This window comes from Polaromonas sp. (genome assembly GCF_030682935.1).
In the GTDB taxonomy this organism is placed as follows: Bacteria; Pseudomonadota; Gammaproteobacteria; order Burkholderiales; family Burkholderiaceae_C; genus Polaromonas.
The window spans coordinates 1-21,885 of sequence record NZ_JAUXNA010000182.1 but is presented as its reverse complement, the minus strand read 5'-3'; the positions used below and the strand labels follow the sequence as shown (position 1 = coordinate 21,885).

Genomic DNA, 21,885 nt, shown 5'->3' with positions numbered 1-21,885 from the left:
TTCGGACTACATCTGGCCGCGCACGTCGATGAAGATTGCGCGCAAGCACATTGAGGCCTACCAAAAGGGCAAGGTCGTCGGCGAAGAGTATTACCCGCTGGGCAACACCAACTTCAACTCGCTGATCAACAAGATCAAGGTGGCCAAGCCCGACTGCATTTTCTGCGCCGTGGTGGGAGGCTCCAACGTGGCCTTCTACAAGCAACTCAAGGCCGCGGGCATCACCGGCGACAAGCAATTCCTGCTGACCTTGTCGGTGACCGAAGACGAAATGACCGGCGTGGGCGGCGAGAACTTTGCCGGCTTTTACTCGTCGATGAAGTACTTCCAGTCGCTGGACAACGAGAACAACAAGAAGTTCGTTGCGGCCTTCAAGTCCAAGTACGGCAAGGACGCCGTGATTGGCGACGTCACGCAGGCCGGTTACCTGGGCCCCTGGCTCTGGAAAGCGGCGGTTGAAAAAGCCGGCAGCTTTGACGTGGACAAAGTGGTGGCCGCCTCGCCCGGCATCGAGCTGAAAACGGCGCCCGAAGGCTACGTGAAGCTCGACGCCAACCACCATTTGTGGAGCAAGGCACGCATCGGCCAGGGTCAGCGCGACGCCAGCTTCAAGGTGGTGGCCGAGTCGGCCGAGCTGATCAAGCCTGATCCGTTTCCAAAAGGCTACCAATAAGCCGGGTTTGGCAGGCAAGGCCGCTCCGCCAGGGGCGGTCTTTTAAATCACCAGAAGTTTCACTCCGGCGGAAAGCGCACCATGACCGTTTCTGAAATCATCAACATCACCATGATGCAGGGCTTTGCCGGCCTGAGCCTGTTTGCTGTGCTGCTTTTGATGGGGCTGGGCCTGGCCATCATCTTCGGCCAAATGGGCGTGATCAACCTCGCGCACGGCGAGTTCATGACCATTGGCGCCTACACCATCTACATGGTGTCCACTTTTGTCGAAGCCCGCTTTCCCGGCTTCGTCGCCTATTACTTTCCCTTTGCGATCCTGCTCGCCTTCGCGCTGGCCTTTGCCGCCGGCTGGCTCGCCGAATGGGCGCTGATCCGGCACCTGTACAAGCGACCGCTGGACACGCTGCTGGCCACCTGGGGCCTGAGCCTGGGCATGCAGCAATGCTTTCGCACCTTCATTGGTCCCAAGGAAGTCAGCCCTGCGCTGCCCGAGTGGCTGCTGGGGTCGTGGTCTCCGCAGGAAGGCCTGGACATCCCGATCAACGGCATGTTCGTGATGGGCCTGACCTTGCTGGTGACTGTTTGCGTGATGCTTGCGCTCTACAAATCGCGCTGGGGGCTACGGGTTCGGGCCTCGGTGTCGAACCGCATGATGGCCAATGCCATCGGCATCAACACCAGCCGGACCGACCGCCTGACCTTCGCCATTGGCTGTGGCATTGCCGGCATCGCCGGTGCGGCTTTCACCACCATTGGCTCGACCGGCCCGACATCCGGGTCGCTCTACATCGTGGACGCCTTCCTGGTCGTGACCTTCGGCGGCGCGGCCAGCCTGCTGGGCACCGTGGCTTCGGCCTTCGGCATCGCACAGACGCAGTCCATTGCCGAGTTCTTCCTGACCGGCTCCATGGCCAAGGTGCTGACGCTGTCCCTGATCGTGCTGATCCTGATGATCCGTCCGCAAGGCCTGTTCGCCTCCAAGGTGCGCCGTTAAGCCGTCCCAACCCGTACCGATCCAACCCGAGACGCCCCATGAAGAACTTATTGCACTGGATAAAAACCTCAAGCCTGGGCAGCGTGCTGCTGCTGGCCCTTGTGATTCTTGTCGTGTTTCCGCTCGCGCTGGACAGCTTCCGGCTGAACCTGGTTGGCAAGTACCTGACCTACGGTTTTGTCGCCATCGGCCTGGTGATGCTGTGGGGCTGGGGCGGCACGCTCAGCCTGGGGCAGGGCGTTTTCTTTGGCTTGGGCGGCTATTGCATGGCCATGTTCCTCAAGCTCGAAGCGTCCGATCCGGTATCGACCAAGATCCAGTCCACGCCGGGCATTCCAGACTTCATGGACTGGAACCAGATCACCGCGCTGCCGCTGCTGTGGAAGCCTTTCCAGAGCCTGACGCTGACCCTGATTCTCGTGATTGCCGTGCCGACGCTGCTGGCCTTCATCGTCAGTTACGCGATGTTCAAGCGGCGTGTGGGCGGTGTTTACTTTGCCATCATCACGCAGGCCGTGGCGCTGATCGTGACGGTGCTGATCATTGGACAGCAGGGTTACACGGGCGGCGTCAACGGCATGACCGACCTGAAGACGATGCTCGGCTGGGACACGCGCAGCGACAGCGCCAAGCTCATCCTTTACTTCGTCAATGGCGGCTTGCTGATCGGCTGCATCCTGCTGTGCCGCTGGGTCCAGACCAGCAAGCTCGGAACGCTGCTGCTGGCGATGCGCGACAAGGAGGACCGGGTGCGGTTCTCGGGCTACGACGTGTCGATGTTCAAGGTGTTCACCTTCTGCCTGGCGGCGGCCATGTCCGCCATCGGCGGGGCCATGTTCACGCTCCAGGTCGGTTTCATGTCGCCGTCTTTCGTCGGCATCGTGCCTTCGATTGAAATGGTGATTTACGCTGCGGTCGGTGGGCGCATGAGCCTGGTGGGTGCGGTCTACGGCACCTTGCTCGTCAATGCGGGCAAGACCTATTTTTCTGAAACCGCACCCGACCTGTGGCTCTTCCTGATGGCCGCCCTGTTCATTGGTGTGGTGATGGCTTTCCCGAACGGCCTGGCCGGCCTGTACGAGGAAAAAGTCAAACCCTGGTGGGCTAAACGGCGTGCTCAGCGGGCCCGGCAAGACCGGCGTCTGGCAGCCGCGCATGCCGCCTACCCGAATGTGATCGCAGCTGATGACTTGCCCGCAGGCATTAGTAAACAACAAGGCTGATCAGCCCAGAGTCGCCAAGCACAGGAAAACTTTCTCATGAGCAATACCGATTTCGTTCTGGCGGTGGAAGACCTCACCGTGTCCTTTGACGGCTTCAAGGCCATCGACAAGCTGACGCTGTATGTGGACCGTGGCGAGTTGCGCGTGATCATTGGCCCCAACGGCGCGGGAAAAACCACCTTGCTGGACCTGATCTGCGGCAAGACCCGGGCTTCCGGTGGCAGCATCAAGTTCAAGAACCAGGAGATGAGCGGACTGCAGGAGCACCGCATCGTGCGTGCGGGCATAGGCCGCAAGTTCCAGACGCCATCGATCTATGAAAACCTCAGTGTTTTCAAGAACCTGGAAGTGTCTTTCCCCAAAGGCCGCAGCGTGTTCGGCGCACTGGCCTTCAAGTGCGACGACGCGGTCCGGTCGCGGGTGCAGGAGGTGGTGGAAGAGATTGGCCTGGCCGGGCAGCTCAACGCCGAGGCAGGCCTGCTGTCGCACGGGCAGAAGCAGTGGCTTGAAATCGGCATGCTGCTGATGCAGGACCCCGAGCTGTTGATGCTGGACGAGCCGATTGCCGGCATGAGCGTGCGTGAGCGGGAGCTGACGGCTGAACTGCTGCAGCGAATTGCGCAGAACCGCTCGCTGATCGTGATTGAGCACGACATGGAATTCGTCAAGCGCATCGCCCACAAGGTCACCGTGATGCACCAGGGAAAAATTCTGGCCGAAGGCTCCATGGACAAGGTCCAGAACGACCCCCGGGTCATCGACGTTTACCTCGGCCATTGAGCCGGGTCACTAACCCCCTACTCCATTGAACGCAAAGGACTCAAGCATGTTGGCAGTCAAGGATCTGTTTGTCGCCTACGGCCAAAGCGAGGCGCTGCACGGCATTTCATTCGAGGCGAGGGCCAAGGAAACCATCGCCATCATGGGACGCAACGGCATGGGCAAGACCACGCTGTTCAAAAGCCTGATGGGCGTGCTGCCTACCAAATCGGGCAAGGTGGAAGTGGGCGGCCAGGACGTCACCAAAGACGAAAGCTACCGGCGCGTTGCCAAAGGCATTGCCTATGTGCCACAGGGCCGGATGATTTTCCCCACCCTGACGGTGGAAGAAAACATCCAGACCGGCCTGGAAAACGCCAGGCACAAGCAGATACCCGAGGAAATCTACGCCTTGTTTCCGGTGCTGTTCGACATGAAGCGGCGCAAGGGCGGCAACCTTTCCGGCGGGCAGCAGCAGCAACTCGCCATTGCGCGTGCGCTGGTCACCAACCCGAAAGTACTGTTGCTGGACGAGCCGACCGAGGGTATCCAGCCGTCCATCATCAAGGACATCGCCAAGGCGCTGAACGAGATCCGCAAGATGCGCGACATCACCATCGTGGTCTCGGAGCAGGTGCTCTCGTTTGCGCTCGATGTGGCCGACCGCCTCTTCGTGATCGAAGGCGGCCGCCTGGTTCATGAGGCCGCGCGCGCCGATACCGACGTGGCGCGCATCAAGCAATACCTGTCTGTCTAAAGACCCCTCCGTTTGTTCCTTTATTTGTTTTCCGTTTGTTTTATTCAAGAGGTGCACCATGGCTGAAACCCTGATCAAAGTCGACCTGAACCAGTCCCCCTACGCCAACGAAAATATCCACAACCGCTGGCACCCCGATGTGCCGATGACCTGCTGGGTCAACCCCGGTGACGATTTCATCCTGGAAACCTACGACTGGACCGGCGGCTTCATCAAGAACAACGACAGCGCCGACGACATTCGCGACATCGACCTGTCCATCGTCCACTTCCTGTCCGGCCCTGTCGGCGTGAAGGGCGCCGAGCCTGGCGACCTGCTGGTGGTGGATCTGCTGGACATTGGCGCCCGGCCAGAAAGCATGTGGGGCTTCAACGGATTTTTCTCCAAGCAAAACGGCGGCGGCTTCCTGACCGACCACTTTCCGCTGGCGCAAAAGTCCATCTGGGATTTCAACGGCATGTTCACCAAGAGCCGTCACATCCCCGGCGTCGAGTTCGCGGGCCTGATCCATCCGGGCCTGATCGGTTGCCTGCCCGACCAGAAGATGCTGGACATGTGGAATGAACGCGAGATCGACTTCATCGCCACCGAGCCCAACCGTGTTCCTCCGCTGGCCAATGCACCTTTCGCACCCACCGCGCACATGGGCAAGCTCACGGGTCCGGCCAGGGACAAGGCGGCGGCTGAAGGCGCCCGCACGGTGCCGCCGCGCGAGCACGGCGGCAACTGCGACATCAAGGATTTGTCACGCGGCTCCAAAGTTTACTTTCCGGTGTATGTGGATGGCGCGGGCCTGAGCGTGGGCGACCTCCATTTCAGCCAGGGCGATGGCGAAATCACTTTCTGCGGCGCGATTGAAATGGCGGGCTGGGTGCACATGCGCGTCAGCCTCATCAAGGGCGGCATGGCGAAGTACGGCATCAAGAACCCGATTTTCAAGCCCAGCACCATCACGCCCAACTACAAGGACTACCTGATCTTCGAAGGCATCTCGGTGGACGAGCAGGGCAAGCAGCATTACCTGGACGTGAACGTCGCCTACCGCCAGGCCTGCCTGAACGCGATCGAGTACATGACCAAGTTCGGCTACAGCCGCGCCCAGGCTTATTCGATTCTGGGTACGGCGCCGGTCCAGGGCCATATCAGCGGCGTCGTGGACATTCCCAACGCCTGCGCCACGCTGTGGCTGCCGACCGAGATCTTCCAGTTCGACATCAACCCGTCTGCTGCCGGACCGATCATCCACCTTGACGGCAGCATCAACATGCCGATTTCGCAGGACCGCTGACTTATGCCCACCTACGACTATGAGTGCGCGGCCTGCGGCGGATTTGAAGCCGTGCGCCGCATTGCCGAGCGCGATGCGGCGTGCGCCTGTCCCGGCTGCGGAGCCGGCGCTCGCCGGCGGGTGGTGAGCGCACCCCATCTGGAGCACCTGTCCGGCGAGACACGCAAGGCCATGGACATCAACGAGCGGGCACGCCACGAGCCGCGCTCCTCCAGTGACGGCAGTTACGGCAGGATGCGGCATCCGTCGGGTTGCGGCTGTTGTTCCTCGGGGCGGCGCAACACCACGACCGTGACAGCGCCTAACGGTGCCAAGGCATTTCCGACTAAAAGGCCCTGGATGATCAGTCACTGACGTCTGGCCTACAAAAGCGCCAGCACCCCGATACCGGCAGAACTGTATGAATTGTTCCCGGTACTCAAGCAGATGCTGAATCGCCGGGGCGGCGACCTGTCGGGCGGGCAACAGCAGCAGCTCGCGATTGCGCGCGCGCTGGCGGCCAAACCCAGGCTGCTGATCCTGGACGAGCCGACGGAAGGGATTCAGCCCAGCATCATCAAGGACATCGGCCGCGTCATCCGCATGCTGGCCGACCGCGGCGACATGGCGATCTTGCTGGTCGAGCAGTATTACGACTTCGCGGAAGACCTCGCCGACGACTACCTGGTCATGGAACGCGGCGAGTTCATTGCGCGCGGACTGGGCAAAGACATGCAGGCCGATGGCGTAAGGCAACTGGTCGCGATCTGAGTGTGGGTCGCGCCAAAAAACGGGGGCTGTCGCCTCTGCCCGGTTTGATGCCTGGGGATTAAAAATCTGCCCACATGCCTTGCCGCCGACGCTCAATCGGCACCAGAAACCGCGCTGTGGCCTGCGCGGCGCCACTCAAAAAGCTTGGTTGCTGGGGCATACTATTGGGCTATTTCCACAGGGCGGTTCAACGCGCTCCGCTCGATGAAAGCTCTCTTCCAATATCCCTCGGCCCGCGAAAGCAGTTCCGATAGCAATGTGCGCTTGACCCGGCTGGCCACGGCGATGGTGCTGACCATCGGACTGGGCGCTACGATGACCGGTTTGCGCTGGTTGCAACAAAACCTTGAGGCCAAGGCCAGGACCCGCTTTGATCAGCAGGTTGAACGTATCGAAGCGGACGTCAGGCACGACCTCAATCGGCCATTTTCCGGTTTGAAGGGCGCCGCAGGCGTTTATGCGGCCAGCGTCTCCGTGGAGCGCGCCGAGTTTCGCGCGTATGTGGAGTCCAGCAAAATTGCGCATGAATACCCGGGAATAGGGGGCTTTGGCTTTGTGGAGCGCGTGAAAAAAGGCGATGTGGATGGTTTTGTCGCGGCACAACGGCGCGATGGCAGTCCGGACTTCGCTGTGAAAACGCAAGGCAATGAAGCGGACCTGTACGTTGTCAAATTCATTGAGCCTGCCGAGCCTAACCAGGCGGCGCTGGGGCTGAATCTTGCTTCGGATCCCGTCCGAAAGCAGGCGATAGAACGCGCCATCACAACAGGGGAGGCGACGCTGAGCGGGCGAATTTACCTGGTCCAGGATGCCCGTCAACGAACTGCTTTCATGTTTTTGTTGCCGATTTATCGGCATGGCTCCCACCCCGAGACCGTGCAGCAGCGTCAGGCCGCCCAGACGGGTGTGTTGATGGCCCCTGTGGTGGTCGATGAAATTATGTCGGGGGTTGCCGCGTCGGCGCAGGGGCAGATCAGTTTTGCGCTGTACGACGGCCCGGAGGGGGGCGGTGCAACGCCCGGAAATTTGTTGTTTGATCTCAAGGAGTCATTGACTTTGAGTGAAAGCGCGGCCCCGCGTTCGGCTTCTGCAACGCCGATGTTTCAGGCCTCGCGCGTCATCCTTGTCGGAGGTCGGCCCCTGACGCTGCGCATGGGAACGACGCCCGTGTTTGAAGCACAGCAGGCCCGGTCGACGCCCATGCTGCTGGCGGTGACGGGCATTTTGCTCAGCAGCCTGCTGGCGTTCAGTGTCTGGCTGCTGGGCAGTGGCCGGGCACGCGCCCTGGCACTGGCGCATCGGATGACCGCTGACCTGGCGCACGAGCGCCAGCGCCTGCTGAACATCGTTGAAGGAACCAACGTGGGCACTTGGGTCTGGCATGTACAGACCGGCGAGCTTCAACTGGACGAGCGATGGGCGGCCATGATGGGCCATGACCTTCAGGTGCTGGGGCCCCTGAACATCAGCACCTGGCGCAAACGGATTCATCCCGATGACAGGCTGGCTGCAGCAGCCGCCTTGAAACGGCACTTCTCGGGGGAAAGCCGGTTTTTTGAATGCGAGCACCGGATACGCCACAGCGATGGGCGTTGGATATGGATCCTTGAGCGCGGGAAAGTGTCGACCTGGACGTCCGAGGGCAAGCCCGACCTGATGTCGGGAACCCACATGGATATTTCCGACAAGCAGGCCACCCAATTGGCACTGCGCACCAGTGAGGAAAATTTTCGCCACCTGTTTGAAAGCAGCCTCCACGGCATTTTGCAGGCGCAGCCGGACGGCGCCGTGCTGTATGCCAATCCGGCGGCCCGCCGGCTTTTTGGGTTGACCCAGGATGAGATCCGCCAGCGTGGTCATGCCGGATTGGCGGACCCTGAGGACTCGCGCTTTCATATCTTCATGGCGCAGGCCTTGATGGCAGGCGAGGCCAGAGGCGAGATGACCATGGTGCGGGGCGACGGGTCGCGCTTCGAGTGCGAGCTGTCCTTGTCCAACTACCTGAGCCAGAGCGGCGCGTCTTGCACCAACATTTTTTTGCGCGACGTGACAAAACGCAAACTGGCCGAGGCCCAGATCCGGGACCTGAACACCGAGCTGGAGGACCGGGTGAAACGCCGCACGGCACAGCTGGAGGCTGCCAACAAAGAGCTTGAAGCCTTCTCGTACTCGGTCGCGCATGATTTGCGTTCACCCCTGAACGCCATTGACGGCTTTAGCCATCTGCTGGAAAAAGCTGTCAGCGGCGGTGCCGCAGACAGCGCCGCGCACTACTTGCGCCGCATACGTGCAGGCGTGAAGCAGATGGGGGAACTTACCGATGGCCTGCTGTCGCTGGCGCATGTGTCCCGAACCAGCCTGAAAACCGATACCGTTGACCTCACCGCGATGGCCGCACGGGTGCTGGAGAATTGGCAGGAAAGGGATACCGGGCGAGCCGTGATCGTTCACATCCAACCGGATCTGATCGCCCAGGGCGATCCCACACTGCTGCGCCAGGTGATGGAGAACTTGCTGGGCAATGCCTGGAAATTCACGGCCAATGCCGTGGCGCCAGAGATATGGGTCGGCAAATTGCCGGGCAGCCAGGCGATCACGACTTACTTCGTTCAGGACAATGGCGCCGGTTTTGACATGGCTTACGTGGACAAGCTGTTCGGTACGTTTCAGCGCCTGCACTCGCCGGGGGAGTTCGCCGGAACCGGGATAGGACTGGCGACATCGCAGCGCATCATTTCCCGTCACGCCGGTCGCATCTGGGCCGAAGGGACGGTGGGGCAGGGCGCTACATTTTTCTTCACGATTCCGTCGGGTCCGCGCGCGGCGGCAGGCTGAGGGTCTGCGCGGCACAGCGCTGTAGGGCCTGATTTTTCTGGTGTAAAAAACGTCCGTTTTCCTGCAAGGCGACGCGCCTGTTTCTGCCGGGCCCGCAACGATACAGAAACTACCATGATGACTTTTACACTTCCTTGATGGGACTGATCATGAGCATCCTCGGCAATATCTTTCGCAAAAGCTGGCGGCCAATGGCGGCAAGGTACCGGCTGAGCTGAAAGACTGAAGACTTGAGGGATGGGCCGGGTGTCCGGCCCTTGACTGCGCGCCATAAAAAACAGGCCCCCCGCATTCAGTGGGGTGGCCTGTTTGGCTTGTCTGCATGCAGCAGGTTGCGCACGCCTTCATTGAAGCCGCCGCGAAACGTTTATTTCGCTGCTGGAACCAAAACGATGTCAGGTGACGCTTTGGGGTCGATCGTGACTTTCCCCCCGTTGGGCGGTAACACCACGGTTTCGACCTGGCGCACCACGCCGCCGCCCGCCACGCTGCCGCTGGTGCTGCCGTAGCCCATGATGCGGGCCTCGCAGGCAATCTGGTCGTCGCCGCGCAGCACGTCGCAGCGCTTGAGCGCATTCGCCTCGAATTGTCCGCCGGCATTGTCGAGCTTGCCGCTGCGCTTGGCGGCTGCCGCGTTGTTGGCTTCGCGCATGCAGGTCACGAAATCTTGCTGGGTCATGCCGTTGTGGCAGGCGGCTTTTTCGCGCTGGGTGTTGCCCGAGGCATCAATGCCTGTCGTGCCTGAAGCGACTTGAGCCGTGGCAGCGCTGACGGCCAGCAGGGAAACCAGACCAAAGTAAGCCATGCTCTTGCGCAGTAGCGCGATTTTTTCCGGGGTGGCGTGTGCAATCATGTCAATCTCCTGTTTTTCAACGGTCCCTTGAGTCTAGGAAGGCTTGAGCACATGGACTGAAGGTCAACGCCCCCGCGCCGGTGGGCCGAGCGGCGGGTATCGCTGTAGGACAGCGGCTCCCGGCAGCCCGCAGTCCCTGTTGCGTGGTGAAGCAAAAGCGCACAGGGTCCGCTTCAAGCCGACCAGATGCGCGGGCTGGGCGCCGCCTGGTTCCAGAAATGACCGCGCCAGGTTTTCCAGACTTGTTTAAGCAGGTCCATGGCCGGCGCCACCATGGGCGACAACACCCGGACCACCACGATCTGCCCATCGGGGCTGGTGGCCCCGGCTGTGGCACACAGGGCATGCGCTTCAATGACTTGACGCGCGGCGTCCAGGGCTTGTTCCCGGCGCTTGCGCTCCAGCTTGCTGCCCGCCACAAAAAACAGCGATGCGATGCAGCGATGCCCGGCCATGCCCAGCGGGCCGTTCAGCAGCAGGGTGTCCGTGGCTGCGATGCACGCACGTTCCAGCCACACGCCGGGCACCTCGATGTGCTGGCTGAAGTGGCCTTGTTCAAAGGGCTGGCGGGCGGCGGGCAGGCCGAAGGCGGTGATGTCCCAACCCAGCAGCTCGGCACCGGGCGCAAGCTGCAGGGTCAGGCGGTTTTCAGCCAGGCAGCCGCTGTAGGCAATGGTTTCGAGCGGCAGCCACTCCATGCGTGCGCCAGCGTCCAGCGCAATGTGGGCGCGCTGCAGCGCGGGCTTGCCCTGGGAGCGGTAAAAGCGCGTGGCACCGGGCGTGGTCACCAGGCTGTGGGCACCTGCACCCACGGTGAATTTCAGATCCAGCGTGTCGCCGCCCACCAGCCCGCCGGGTGGATGCACGATGACGTTGTGGCAAATGGCCTCGCCTTCCGGGTACAGGCTTTGCAAAATGCGCAAGGGCCCGCTGTGGCGAAAGTGGGCCAGGGTCTTGTCGGCGTGCCTTGTGTAGTCGATCTCTAGCGTTGCGTTCCAGGTCATGGCCCGAGTTTAACGTGGGCCATGTACCTGAAATGCTATGAATATAATAGCTGTTAGAGGAGCATCTGCATGGGCTGGAGGCGCTATTGGCTATGAATTCAGGGCTGCTGTGACGTGCCTTTTCAGGCGGCGGCCGATTTTTCTCTGGCTTGCTTGACGCACGCCGCGAGATGGTCGAGCGCTTCCTGCACCTGGTCAACCAGAATCAGGCACAGGTCGCCGGGCTGCAGACGGGCCAGCGCCGTGTCAATCGCCAGAAACTCACCGCGTATTTCATCGATGTGCCGGGTCCGGCTGGCCTGGTGGGGTCCTTCCAGCCCTTCGCGCAGCAGCGCCATCACCTCGCCGTCGGCCCGGCCGCGCTGAGCCGCATCCTGGTAAAGAATGACGTCGTCAAACGCCGCCCCAAGAATGACAGTCTGGTCACGGATGTCGCTGTCGCGCCGGTCCCCGGCACCGCTGATCACCACGCTGCGGCGCTGCATGGGTGTGGCGGGTATGGCATTGACGGCCGCCACCAGGGCGCGCATGGCGTCGGAGTTGTGGCCATAGTCGGCAATCACGGTGGCGCCGTTGTAGTCCATCACGTTGAAGCGGCCCGGTGCGTTGTGGGCGTCGGTGACAAAGCTGGCCAGTCCGCCTTTAAGCGCGTCCCAGTTGACACCCACGGCCCAGGCGGCCGCCACGGCGGCCATGACGTTTTCCACCTGAAAGGCGATGCTGCCGCCCCGCGTGACTGGAATACCCTGCAGCGCAATGCGCTCCACCCAGGCGCCTTCGGCAGCGACCAGCATCGGGCCGTCGATATACACGACCCGCTTGCCTTGCGCACGGTGCGTGGCCATGAGCGGGTGGTGGCGGTCGGCCGCAAAAAAGATCACCTTGCCGGGGCAGCTGGCGGCCATCTTCGCAACAATGGGGTCGGCGGCGTTGAGAACGGCATGGCCGGTGATTGACACGTTTTGCACTATCACGCGCTTGAGCACCGCCAGGCCTTCGACCGTGGAGATGTAGTTCAGTCCGAGGTGATCGCCGGTGCCTATGTTTGTCACCACCGCAACTTCGCAACGGTCAAAACCCAGGCCTTCGCGCAGCACGCCACCGCGCGCCACCTCAAACACGGCCGCATCCACGTCGGGATGCATCAGCACGTTGCGGGCGCTCTTGGGTCCGCTGCAGTCGCCGCTGTCAGTTTGCCGGCCATTGATGTAGACGCCGTCGGTGTTGGTCATGCCGGTGCGCAGGCCGTGCGCTGCCAGCAGATGGGCAATCAGGCGCGTCGTGGTGGTTTTTCCGTTGGTACCGGTCACGGCCACTACCGGTACGCGGCCGTTGTCGCCGGTCGCGAACAACTCGTCGATCATGGCCACCCCCACCGCACGGCCCTTGCCGTAGGAGGGCGAAATATGCATGCGCAAGCCGGGCGCGGCATTGACTTCCACCACACCGCCGCTCTGCGCTTCGAGCGGCCGCAGCATGCTTTCGCAGACCACGTCGACGCCGCAGATGTGCAGGCCCACCATTTGCGCAGCGGCCACAGCGCGGGCCGCCACGGCCGGGTGCACATCGTCGGTCACATCGGTGGCGGTGCCGCCGGTGCTCAGGTTGGCGTTGTTGCGCAGCACGACGCGCAGGCCTTTGGCCGGAATCGATTCGGGCGTGAGCCCTTGTACGTCCAGCCGTGCCACGGCGATCTCGTCAAAGTGGATTTTGGTCAGCGAGGTGGCATGGCCTTCGCCGCGCCGGGGGTCCTGGTTGACGATGTCAACCAGTTCGCGCACGGTGTGCAGGCCGTCGCCCACCACCTGCGGCGGCTCGCGCCGCGAAGCCGCGACCAGCTTGTCGCCCACCACCAGCAGGCGAAAGTCGCTGCCGGGTAAAAAGCTTTCAACCATGACCTCGCCATGTTCGGCCGCTGCACGGTAAGCGATTTCAAGGTGTTCACGGCTGACGATGTTGACCGTGACGCCTTTGCCCTGGTTGCCGTCCTGCGGCTTGACCACCACGGGCAGGCCAATCTCCAGGGCTGCAGCCCAGGCGTCGTCGATATCGTTGACCGGCCGACCCAGCGGCACCGGCACGCCCGCTGCGCGCAGCAGCTTTTTGGTCAGGTCTTTGTCCTGTGCAATGGCCTCGGCCACTGCACTGGTGCTGTCGAGTTCGGCGGCCTGGATGCGCCGCTGGCGTGCGCCCCAGCCGAACTGCACCATGCTGCCCTTGGTAAGGCGCCGGTACGGAATACCGCGCGCCACGGCCGCATCGACAATCGCGGCGGTGCTGGGTCCCAGACGCTCGTCTTCATCAAGCTCTCGCAGCCGGGCAATGGCCGCGTTGAGGTCAAACGCCGTGTTGTGCAGGGCGGCGTGAATCAGCGCCTGCGCCAGTTCAAGCGCCAGCCGGCCCACGGCCTCTTCGCTGTACTCGACCACGACCTGGTAGGTGCCTGGATCGACGGTGGCGGCGGTGTGGCTGAAGGTCACGGGGCAACCTGAGGCCGCCTGCAATTCAAGCGCAGCGGCTTCCAGTACATGGGCCAGGGACAACGGACCGGCGTGGCCGCTTTGGCGTAGCGCCGCCATGCCGGGAAACAGCCCACGCAGGCGCAGCTCGAAATCGGGCAGGCCGCTTGCCGCGCATTCAGTCGCGGTGCAGATCACGATGGCTTCGAGTGCCGTGTGACGGCTCCAGAGGTTGGGCCCGCGCAGGGCCCGGATACGGGAAACTTCCATCAATCTGCCCTCCCGGCAGGTTTTTCAGTGAACTCAAAGGCTTCAAAAGCTTCTATCCCCGCACCGATCAGGTCGAGAGGGATCGCCAGCGCCCAGGCGGCGCCCACGGCGGCCAGCAGCGTTTCTTCGGACATTTTTCGGTGCGCGTGGCGTTTGCGCCAGGGCGCCAGCTTTCCCAGGGCGGGCAAAAAAGCTTCGGTGCTGCCGGTGGCCAGCACCACCTGGTCCTGGCGCACAAACAGCGCACGGCCGTTTTTGCTGCGGTGTGCGGCCATGGCCGCCGCACCGGGGTCGGCGCTGTAGAAAATGACTTCACCATCACACAGCGCGCTCATGTCCGCCACGCGTGCATGCGTGGCATTGAGCACCGCCGCGCCGCCGGGCAGCACCACGTCCACTTGCGAGCGCATGACTTTGAACATCTGGTCGTCTTCGGTGATGTCGAATTCCGCCAGGCCGGACGCGCCACCCAGATCGGTGACCACACCGACCTGGCAGCGGTCGTACGCCAGGCCGCTGCGCAAGATGGTGTCGGCGCCGTTCTCAAACACCGCCGCCTGCACGGCCCGGTTGATCAGCAGGCGATGGCCTGCTTCCCAGTGCGTGCAGTCGCTGGCATCCACATGGCGCTGGTCCAGAAACAGGCCGTCGCGGCAGGCCAGGCCGGTGTAACGGCCGGACAAGTGCAGCAGCCAGGCCACCAGGCGCGCAACGCACGCGGTGCCCACGGAGCCGGCAATGCCGATGACGGGAATGCGGCCGCTCAGGCTGTGCGGGCTGTGGTCTGTAGTTTCAGTGGGCAGCGGAAACATGTGCTCGCAGATGGCGCGGCCCACCGGGCGCGGCGTGCCTTCGGCTGGCTTGAGGTGCATCAGCAGACCCGGGCCTGCGTTGACTTCCACAATCGCGCCACCCTGAGGTCCGAGCGGGCGCGAGATGTCCTGCGCCACCACATCCACGCCCGCAACGTCCAGACCCACCACCCGTGCGGCCAGCGAGACGATGTGGGCCACCTCGGGATGGACGTCGTCGGTGCAGTCGATGGCGACATTGCCGTTGCGCTGTATAAGGACCTCGCGGCCTGCAGCAGGCACGGCCTCGGGGCTCAAGCCCTGGCGCTGCAGGTCGAGCACAATGGCGCCGTCTGTGACCGTGTTGATCTGGCCCAGCGGAAAGTCCTCGCCCAAACCGCGTCGGGGGTCGGTATTGAGCTGCGCATCCACCAGTTGCGCCACGGTCGAGTGGCCGTCGCCGGTGACCCAGGCGGCTTCTCCGCGCGCGGCGGCCACCACGCGTCCGCCCACCACCAGCAGGCGGTGTTCATGGCCACGCACATAGCGCTCGACCATCACCTCGCTGCCGTGCACTTTGGCCACGTCAAAAGCGGCTTCCACGTCCGTTTGCGTTTTCAGGTCCAGCGACACGCCGCGGCCGTGGTTGCCGTCAGTGGGCTTGACGACCACCGGCAGGCCGATGTCCTGGGCAGCGGTCCAGGCTTCGTGCGCGCTGTGGACGATCTGGCCTTCAGGCACCGGCACACCACAGGTGGCCAGCAGGCTTTTGGTCAGGTCCTTGTCGTGGGCAATGCCCTCTGCAATGGCGCTGGTCAGGTCGGTTTCTGCGGTCCAGATGCGGCGCTGACTGGCGCCATGGCCCAGTTGCACCAGGTTGCCTTCGTTCAGGCGGATGTGGGGAATGCCCCGGGCGGTGGCGGCGACCACAATGGAAGCCGTGCTGGGCCCCAGGTAGCAGTCATCCACCCGGGTGCGGATGGTTTCGACGGCGAGCAGAACGTCGGCCGGGCCATACGGGTGACGGGGGTCCGGGTTGATGGCCGCCATCAGCAGCCGGTGGCCTTGCGCCAAGGCGCTGCGGGCCACCTGCTCGTCCCGCGCCCTGAACACCATGCGGTACACGCCGCGTTGGGAGGTGCTGCGTGTCTGGCCAAAGCCCGTGGGCATGTCGGCCAGGTTCAGCAGCTCAATCACCACATGTTCCAGCACATGGCCGGCCCAGGTGCCTTCTTGCAGGCGTTGCAGAAAACCGCCGCGCTCGCCCACGCCGCAGTGGTGTTCGCCCAGGGCCGGCAGCAGCGCAAGCAGCCGGTCGTTGAAGCCGGGCAGCAGGTGGCTGGGAAAGTCTTCCAGACTTCCCAGGTCCAGCCATACCTCCAGTACGGGCCGATAGGTCCAGATGTTGGGACCGCGCAGGTAATTGATGCGCAGTAGCTTGATGTCGTCCTGTTTGCTCATGTTTTGCAAAATTTTCGGGTCAACCGGTGTGGCCGGTGAAACGTTTCGATGCTGGGCCGGAGATGCGGGTGTCAGGCAATGCCGGTAACGGGTTTTTAGGGAAGGCTCGGCCGGTTTTTTTTGGTTTTTAATTCACAGGAGTCACACGAAGAGGCGACAAGTTTTCCAAACTTGAATTGTGCCGCTTGCGCCGTTTTAAAAATTGGAAAAGCGTAAACAAAAGCGGATAGGTGGCCGGCTTCGGCGAAAATCGATATTTAGGGCCGCCGCGCGCTGCCTGAGTCGGTCCACAAGCCGGACCTGCCAGCTGCTGCCAAGCCGCGCCAAGTACCGGATCCCAGGAATTCATAAGCACACCATGCAACATAAGCACCCGTTGGACGACTCCCGCCACTCCGACCCTGCACTGGCAGGGCTCCGTTCTCAACTTTCAGCCCATGAGAACGTTTTGTGTACCCTGGCGGTTGACTTGGACGCGCAACTTCGTTTTGCCCAGGGCCTGCTGGTCCTGACGGATCGCCGCCTGCTGGCGCGTGACCCCGATGGCCGCTGGAGCAGCTGGGTTACCCGGGATGACGCGGGCGCCTCGGGGCAAGACCTGGAACTTCGCCATTTTGACCATGCCGGCGTGGGAACGCTCGAGCTGGTGGCCGCGCCAACTGGCGCACCCCAGCGGCTCGCCAGCTGGCGCTTCACCCTCAAGGGCAACGTGCAGGCCTTGCGCCTGATTCGCCTGTTTGTGCAGCAGCAAGCCCGGGGCCCGGCTGGCGCGGCCATCCCGGCATCCGGGCTGACCGACGAGGCCGCGCTGTGCCCGGAGTGCGATTTGCCGCTGCCCCCGGACAGCGAGGAATGCCCGGCTTGCGCCCGCGCGCTGCACACGCCGCCCTCGACCTGGGTGCTGCTGCGGCTGTGGCGTTTTGCCCATCCTTACCGCTACCAGTTGCTGGCCGGTTTTTTGCTGACACTGGCTTCCACGGCGGCCACGCTGGTGCCACCTTACCTGACCATTCCGCTGATGGACGACATTCTGATTCCCTTTCAGAACGGTCAGCAGATCGAATCCGGGAAAGTCGGGCTGATTCTGGGCAGCCTGCTGGGGGCTGCGGTGCTGGGCTGGGGGCTGAACTGGGCCCGCACCTACGTGCTGGCGCTGGTGTCCGAACGCATAGGCGCCGACCTGCGGACCGCCACGTTTGACCACCTGCTGGAGCTGTCACTCGATTATTTTGGCGGCAAGCGCACCGGCGATCTGATGTCGCGGATTGGCTCGGAAACCGACCGGATTTGCGTGTTTCTGTCCTTGCACGCGCTGGACTTTGCCACCGATGTGCTGATGATCGTGATGACCGCCGTCATTTTGTTTTCGGTCAACCCGTGGCTGGCACTGGTGACCTTTTTGCCGCTGCCTTTCATTGGCTGGATGATTCATGTGGTGCGTGACCGGCTGCGCACCGGCTTTGAAAAAATCGACCGCGTCTGGTCGGATGTGACCAATGTGCTGGCCGACACGATTCCCGGCATCCGCGTGGTCAAGGCCTTTGCCCAGGAAAAGCGCGAGGCACAGCGTTTTCGCGAGGTCAACCAGCACAACCTGGCGGCCAACGACAAGCTCAACAAGACCTGGTCGCTGTTCACGCCCACGGTGTCCCTGCTGACGGAAGTCGGCCTGCTGGTGGTGTGGGCATTTGGCATCTGGCTGGTGTCACGGCAGGAAATAACCGTCGGTGTGCTGACGGCCTTTATTGCCTATATTGGCCGCTTTTATGGCCGGCTCGATTCCATGAGCCGCATTGTGTCGGTGACGCAAAAAGCAGCGGCGGGCGCCAAGCGTATTTTTGACATCCTGGACCATGTGTCCAATGTGCCCGAGCCGGCCCATCCGGTCAAAATCGGCGCGCTTGCCGGTCGCATCGAAATGAAGGGTCTGGGGTTTCGCTACGGCAACCGTTCCGTCATTCGGGGTCTGGACCTGCAGATTCAGCCCGGCGAAATGATTGGCCTGGTCGGCCACAGCGGCTCGGGAAAAAGCACGCTGGTCAACCTGCTGTGCCGTTTTTACGATGTGAGCGACGGCGCCATTCATGTGGACGGCACCGATATCCGGCGTTTCGCGGTGGCCGACTACCGGCGCAACATCGGTCTGGTGCTGCAGGAGCCCTTTTTGTTTTTTGGCACGATTGCAGAAAACATCGCTTACGGCAAGTCCGGCGCCACCCGGGCCGAGATTGTGGCGGCGGCGCGCGCCGCCCATGCGCATGAGTTCATCCTGCGCCTGCCCCAAGGGTATGACTCGCTGGTGGGTGAGCGGGGCCAGGGCCTGTCGGGCGGGGAGCGCCAGCGCATCTCGATTGCGCGCGCCTTGCTGATCGACCCGCGCATTTTGATCCTGGACGAAGCCACATCGTCAGTGGACACCGAAACCGAAAAAGAGATCCAGCATGCGCTCGACAACCTGGTGCAGGGCCGCACCACCATCGCCATTGCCCACCGCCTGTCCACCTTGCGCAAGGCCGACCGGCTCGTGGTGATGGACCGCGGGCAGGTGGTCGAAGTGGGGCCGCATGATGAGCTGATGGCCAAGCAGGGCGCTTACTGGCGGCTGTACCAGGCCCAGGCCCGGCAAGTGGACAGTGACGGCGCTGACAACGATATTGAGGCCGGCCATATTGCCGTGGCCACCGCGCAGCTGGCCCACGTGGCCCAGCACGCGGCCCAACAGGCAGGTACCCCATGAGTGAAGCGATGCAGATGACGACTCCCCCTATCGAATCCGATCCGGTTTCTTGCCCCGGCTTCAAGCTGGAGCGCCAGGCTTCCGGGCAGTTGCTGTTTACAGGCGCCCAGGGCGAGCAGCATGCGGGCGTGGTGCCGGTGCGGGCTTTTCCCATCGCCGCGCCGGATGAAGGCATTTCGCTGGTCAGCACCGAGGGCCGCGAAGTGGCCTGGATCGCGCTGCTGCAGGACTTGCCCCCCGCCGAGCGCACCCTGCTGCAGGATGAGTTGGCGCTGCGTGATTTCGTGCCTCAAATTCTTCGGCTAAAAAGCGTGTCGACCTTTGCCACGCCCAGCATCTGGGCGGTGGAAACCGACCGGGGCGACACCACGTTTGTGCTCAAGGGTGAAGAAGACATACGCCGCCTGGGGCGCACCGCCTTGATGATTGCGGGCGGCGAGGGCGTGCAGTACAGCGTGCCTGACATGAGCGCGCTCGACCGCGCGTCACGCAAGCTGCTGGAGCGCTTTCTTTGACAACGCGGCCGCCAAGCGGACGCTCAAGGTGAGGTGTATTGCTCGGTTTCGCGGCATGATCCCGGCACGGCGTTCAGGCAGATTCAGGCGTCAGGTGCCACTTGGTGTTGTGCCATTGACTCTATCGCACGGACCAGCGCCGAGTGATCGGCCTCCCCGTAGCCGAGGGCCACGCAAGACTGCATAAGCTGGGCCACATTCGCGGTCTGCGGTAGCGCCACGCCCAGCGCGCGCGCACCTTGCAGCGCCAGGTTCAGGTCTTTCTGGTGCAAGCCTATGCGAAATCCCGGCGCAAACGCGCGCTTGATCATGCGCTCGCCATGTACTTCGAGGATGCGCGAAGAGGCGAATCCCCCCATCAAGGCCTCGCGTACCCTGGCCGGGTCGGCACCGGCTTTGGAGGCAAAGACCAGGGCCTCGCCCACGGCGGCAATGTTGAGTGCCACGATAATTTGATTGGCTACTTTGCAAATCTGCCCGTCACCGTTGCCGCCTATCAGTGTGATGTTCTTGCCCATCAGGTCAAACAGCGGCTTGACACGGTCGAACGCCGCTTGCTCGCCACCGACCATGATGGTCAGGCTGGCGGCCTTGGCACCCACTTCGCCGCCGGACACCGGCGCATCGAGGTAGTCGCAGCCGAGCGCATTGATCTTCCGCGCGAATTTCCTGGTAGCGAGCGGATCGATCGAACTCATGTCCACTACCGTTTTATTCCTGGTCAGCCCCGCGGCGATACCGGCCTGGCCGAACAGCACCGCTTCGACATCCGGGGTATCAGGCACCATCGTAAAGATGATGTCGGCGCGCTCAGCCACGCCGCGTGCGTGGGTGCACTGCGTGGCGGAGCTGGTGGCGATCGCTTCGGGAATCTTGCCACGGGTGAAGACAAACAGCTGGTGCCCGGCGCTGATCAGATGGTGGGCCATTGGCGCGCCCATGATGCCGAGACCGACGAAGCCGATTTGGAGAGGATGTGATTTCATAGGATTTTTCTTGTGGATGCCGGGAGATCACTGCGTGAGGCGCTGGCGCCAGCCGAGTCCGTCCTCGGTGGTCGTGCGGGGCTTGTACTCGCAGCCTATCCAGCCTTCGTAGCCGATGCGGTCGAGGTGCGCAAACAGGAAGGGGTAGTTGATCTCGCCTGTGCCCGGCTCATTGCGCCCGGGGTTGTCCGCCAGTTGGATGTGGCCGATGCGTGGCAGGTACTTCTGCAGGGTTGCGGCCAGCTCGCCTTCCATGCGTTGCGCGTGGTAAATGTCGTACTGCACGAAAGCGTTGTCGGCTCCGACCTCCTCCAGGATGGCCACTGCCTGCGTGGTGCGGTTGAGGTAGAAACCCGGAATGTCAAAGGTGTTGATCGGCTCGATCAGCAGCTTCAGTCCTGCCCTCTTCAACGCGGCGGCGGCGAAGCGCAGGTTGCTGACGAAGGTCTGGAGCAGCACGGCCTCGGACACACCGTCCGGTGCTTTGCCGGCCAGACAGTTGAGTTGCCCGACGCCGAGCGTCTGGGCGTAGTCGATGCCATGGCCCACACCGGCGCGGAACTCGTCCACACGGTCCGGATGGCAGGCAATGCCGCGCTCGCCGCGTTCCCAGTCGCCCGCAGGCAGATTGTGCAGGACCAGGCTCAGCCCGTTGTCGTCGAGCCGTTGTTTGATCTCTTTGGCGTTGTAGGCATAGGGGAAGAGGAATTCCACCGCCTTGAAGCCCGCCTTGGCGGCGCGCTCGAAGCGGTCGAGAAATGGAACCTCGGTGAACAGCATGGTGAGGTTGGCGGCGAAGCGGGGCATGGTTATCTCCTTTGTTGATATGGCTATGTGATTACTCGAGCAAGCCAGCCAGTTCCAGCCCCTTCAGCCCCTCCGGATGGCGGCAGTCGATGTCTTCGAACTCGTTGATCTTGTCGATCTCGGTGCCCATCGCGATGTTGGTTATTTTCTCCAGGATCACTTCCACGACCACAGGTACTCTGTACTTGCGCGCCATGGCCTGCGCCTCAATCAGGGCTGTTTTGATCATTTCGGGGTTGGTCACCCGCAACGACTTGCAGCCCAGCCCCTTCACGACGGCCTGGTGATCGACGCCGAAGCTGCGCAGGTCGCCGTCGCTTTCCGGAATGTTCTGGTTGTCGAAGGCCAGCTGCACGCAGTAGTCCATGTCGAAGCCGCGCTGGCTCTGGCGAATCAGGCCCAGGTAGCTATTGTTTACCAGCACCTGCACATAAGGCAGGCGAAACTGCGCGCCCACGGCCAGTTCCTCGATCAGGAACTGAAAGTCGTAGTCGCCCGACAGGCCCACGACGGTACGCGTCGGGTCTGCGGCAACGACGCCGAGCGCGGCAGGAATTGTCCAGCCCAGGGGGCCGGCCTGGCCGCAGTTGATCCACTGGCGTGGGCCGTACACATGCAGAAACTGCGCGCCCGCAATCTGGCTCAGGCCGATGGTGGACACATACACCGTGTCGCGGCCAAAGGCGGCGTTCATTTCTTCGTACACACGCTGCGGTTTGAT

Annotated in this window: 17 protein-coding genes and 1 pseudogene; 11 read left to right on the top strand and 7 right to left on the bottom strand. The window is 62.6% G+C overall.

The window, feature by feature from the left end:
- From Q8K05_RS08205 to Q8K05_RS08165, 9 genes and pseudogenes are all read left to right on the top strand, one after another.
- Positions 1–673, top strand: a 673-nt coding sequence (locus Q8K05_RS08205; RefSeq protein ID WP_305246143.1) for a transporter substrate-binding protein, incomplete at its 5' end; no start/stop codon positions are given.
- Positions 674–754: 81 nt separating this feature from the next.
- A complete protein-coding gene (gene urtB / locus Q8K05_RS08200) occupies positions 755–1,669 on the top strand; it encodes an urea ABC transporter permease subunit UrtB (protein WP_305246142.1) in 915 nt (304 codons plus the stop codon).
- Between the two features lie 38 nt (positions 1,670–1,707).
- Positions 1,708–2,892 (top strand): urea ABC transporter permease subunit UrtC, encoded by a 1,185-nt coding sequence (gene urtC / locus Q8K05_RS08195; protein ID WP_305246140.1) that lies wholly within the window; start codon positions 1,708–1,710, stop codon positions 2,890–2,892.
- A gap of 36 nt (positions 2,893–2,928) precedes the next feature.
- Positions 2,929–3,672 (top strand): urea ABC transporter ATP-binding protein UrtD, encoded by a 744-nt coding sequence (urtD, locus tag Q8K05_RS08190; RefSeq protein WP_305246138.1) that lies wholly within the window; start codon positions 2,929–2,931, stop codon positions 3,670–3,672.
- A 46-nt stretch (positions 3,673–3,718) separates the two neighbouring features.
- The gene (gene urtE / locus Q8K05_RS08185; protein ID WP_305246136.1) at positions 3,719–4,408 is read left to right on the top strand and encodes an urea ABC transporter ATP-binding subunit UrtE; all 690 of its coding nucleotides are present in this window, start codon (positions 3,719–3,721) and stop codon (positions 4,406–4,408) included.
- 58 nt (positions 4,409–4,466) lie between these two features.
- Entirely contained in the window at positions 4,467–5,696 is a 1,230-nt protein-coding gene (gene fmdA, locus Q8K05_RS08180) for a formamidase (RefSeq protein ID WP_305246135.1), read from the top strand.
- Between the two features lie 3 nt (positions 5,697–5,699).
- Positions 5,700–6,050 (top strand): zinc ribbon domain-containing protein, encoded by a 351-nt coding sequence (locus tag Q8K05_RS08175; protein ID WP_305246133.1) that lies wholly within the window; start codon positions 5,700–5,702, stop codon positions 6,048–6,050.
- Between the two features lie 3 nt (positions 6,051–6,053).
- A pseudogene (locus tag Q8K05_RS08170) lies at positions 6,054–6,446 on the top strand (ATP-binding cassette domain-containing protein); the annotation flags it as partial.
- A gap of 204 nt (positions 6,447–6,650) precedes the next feature.
- Positions 6,651–9,281, top strand: coding sequence for a CHASE domain-containing protein (locus tag Q8K05_RS08165; RefSeq protein ID WP_305246131.1), 2,631 nt, complete (start codon positions 6,651–6,653; stop codon positions 9,279–9,281).
- A gap of 367 nt (positions 9,282–9,648) precedes the next feature.
- Here the strand turns inward: Q8K05_RS08165 and Q8K05_RS08160 are convergent, their stop codons facing one another.
- From Q8K05_RS08160 to cphA (Q8K05_RS08145), 4 genes are all read right to left on the bottom strand, one after another.
- Positions 9,649–10,134: a hypothetical protein gene (locus Q8K05_RS08160; protein WP_305246129.1), complete on the bottom strand. Its 486-nt coding sequence runs from the start codon at positions 10,132–10,134 to the stop codon at positions 9,649–9,651.
- Positions 10,135–10,307: 173 nt separating this feature from the next.
- Entirely contained in the window at positions 10,308–11,138 is an 831-nt protein-coding gene (locus Q8K05_RS08155) for an urease accessory protein UreD (protein ID WP_305246127.1), read from the bottom strand.
- Positions 11,139–11,260: 122 nt separating this feature from the next.
- Positions 11,261–13,867: a cyanophycin synthetase gene (cphA, locus tag Q8K05_RS08150; protein ID WP_305246125.1), complete on the bottom strand. Its 2,607-nt coding sequence runs from the start codon at positions 13,865–13,867 to the stop codon at positions 11,261–11,263.
- Positions 13,867–16,119, bottom strand: a complete 2,253-nt coding sequence (gene cphA, locus Q8K05_RS08145; RefSeq protein WP_305246123.1) for a cyanophycin synthetase — start codon at positions 16,117–16,119, stop codon at positions 13,867–13,869. Before cphA (Q8K05_RS08145) ends, cphA (Q8K05_RS08150) begins: the two co-directional genes overlap by 1 nt.
- A gap of 358 nt (positions 16,120–16,477) precedes the next feature.
- Here cphA (Q8K05_RS08145) and Q8K05_RS08140 point away from each other — a divergent pair, with 358 nt between their 5' ends.
- Both Q8K05_RS08140 and Q8K05_RS08135 read left to right on the top strand, forming a co-directional pair.
- Positions 16,478–18,856: an ABC transporter ATP-binding protein gene (locus Q8K05_RS08140; RefSeq protein ID WP_305246120.1), complete on the top strand. Its 2,379-nt coding sequence runs from the start codon at positions 16,478–16,480 to the stop codon at positions 18,854–18,856.
- A gap of 8 nt (positions 18,857–18,864) precedes the next feature.
- Positions 18,865–19,371, top strand: a complete 507-nt coding sequence (locus Q8K05_RS08135; protein ID WP_305246145.1) for a DUF1854 domain-containing protein — start codon at positions 18,865–18,867, stop codon at positions 19,369–19,371.
- An 83-nt stretch (positions 19,372–19,454) separates the two neighbouring features.
- Here the strand turns inward: Q8K05_RS08135 and Q8K05_RS08130 are convergent, their stop codons facing one another.
- The 3 genes from Q8K05_RS08130 to Q8K05_RS08120 all read right to left on the bottom strand — a co-directional run.
- Positions 19,455–20,357: a 2-hydroxy-3-oxopropionate reductase gene (locus Q8K05_RS08130; RefSeq protein WP_305246117.1), complete on the bottom strand. Its 903-nt coding sequence runs from the start codon at positions 20,355–20,357 to the stop codon at positions 19,455–19,457.
- 27 nt (positions 20,358–20,384) lie between these two features.
- Positions 20,385–21,164, bottom strand: coding sequence for a hydroxypyruvate isomerase (gene hyi / locus Q8K05_RS08125; protein ID WP_305246115.1), 780 nt, complete (start codon positions 21,162–21,164; stop codon positions 20,385–20,387).
- Positions 21,165–21,195: 31 nt separating this feature from the next.
- On the bottom strand, positions 21,196–21,885 hold a 690-nt coding region (locus Q8K05_RS08120), incomplete at its 5' end, for a thiamine pyrophosphate-dependent enzyme (RefSeq protein ID WP_305246113.1).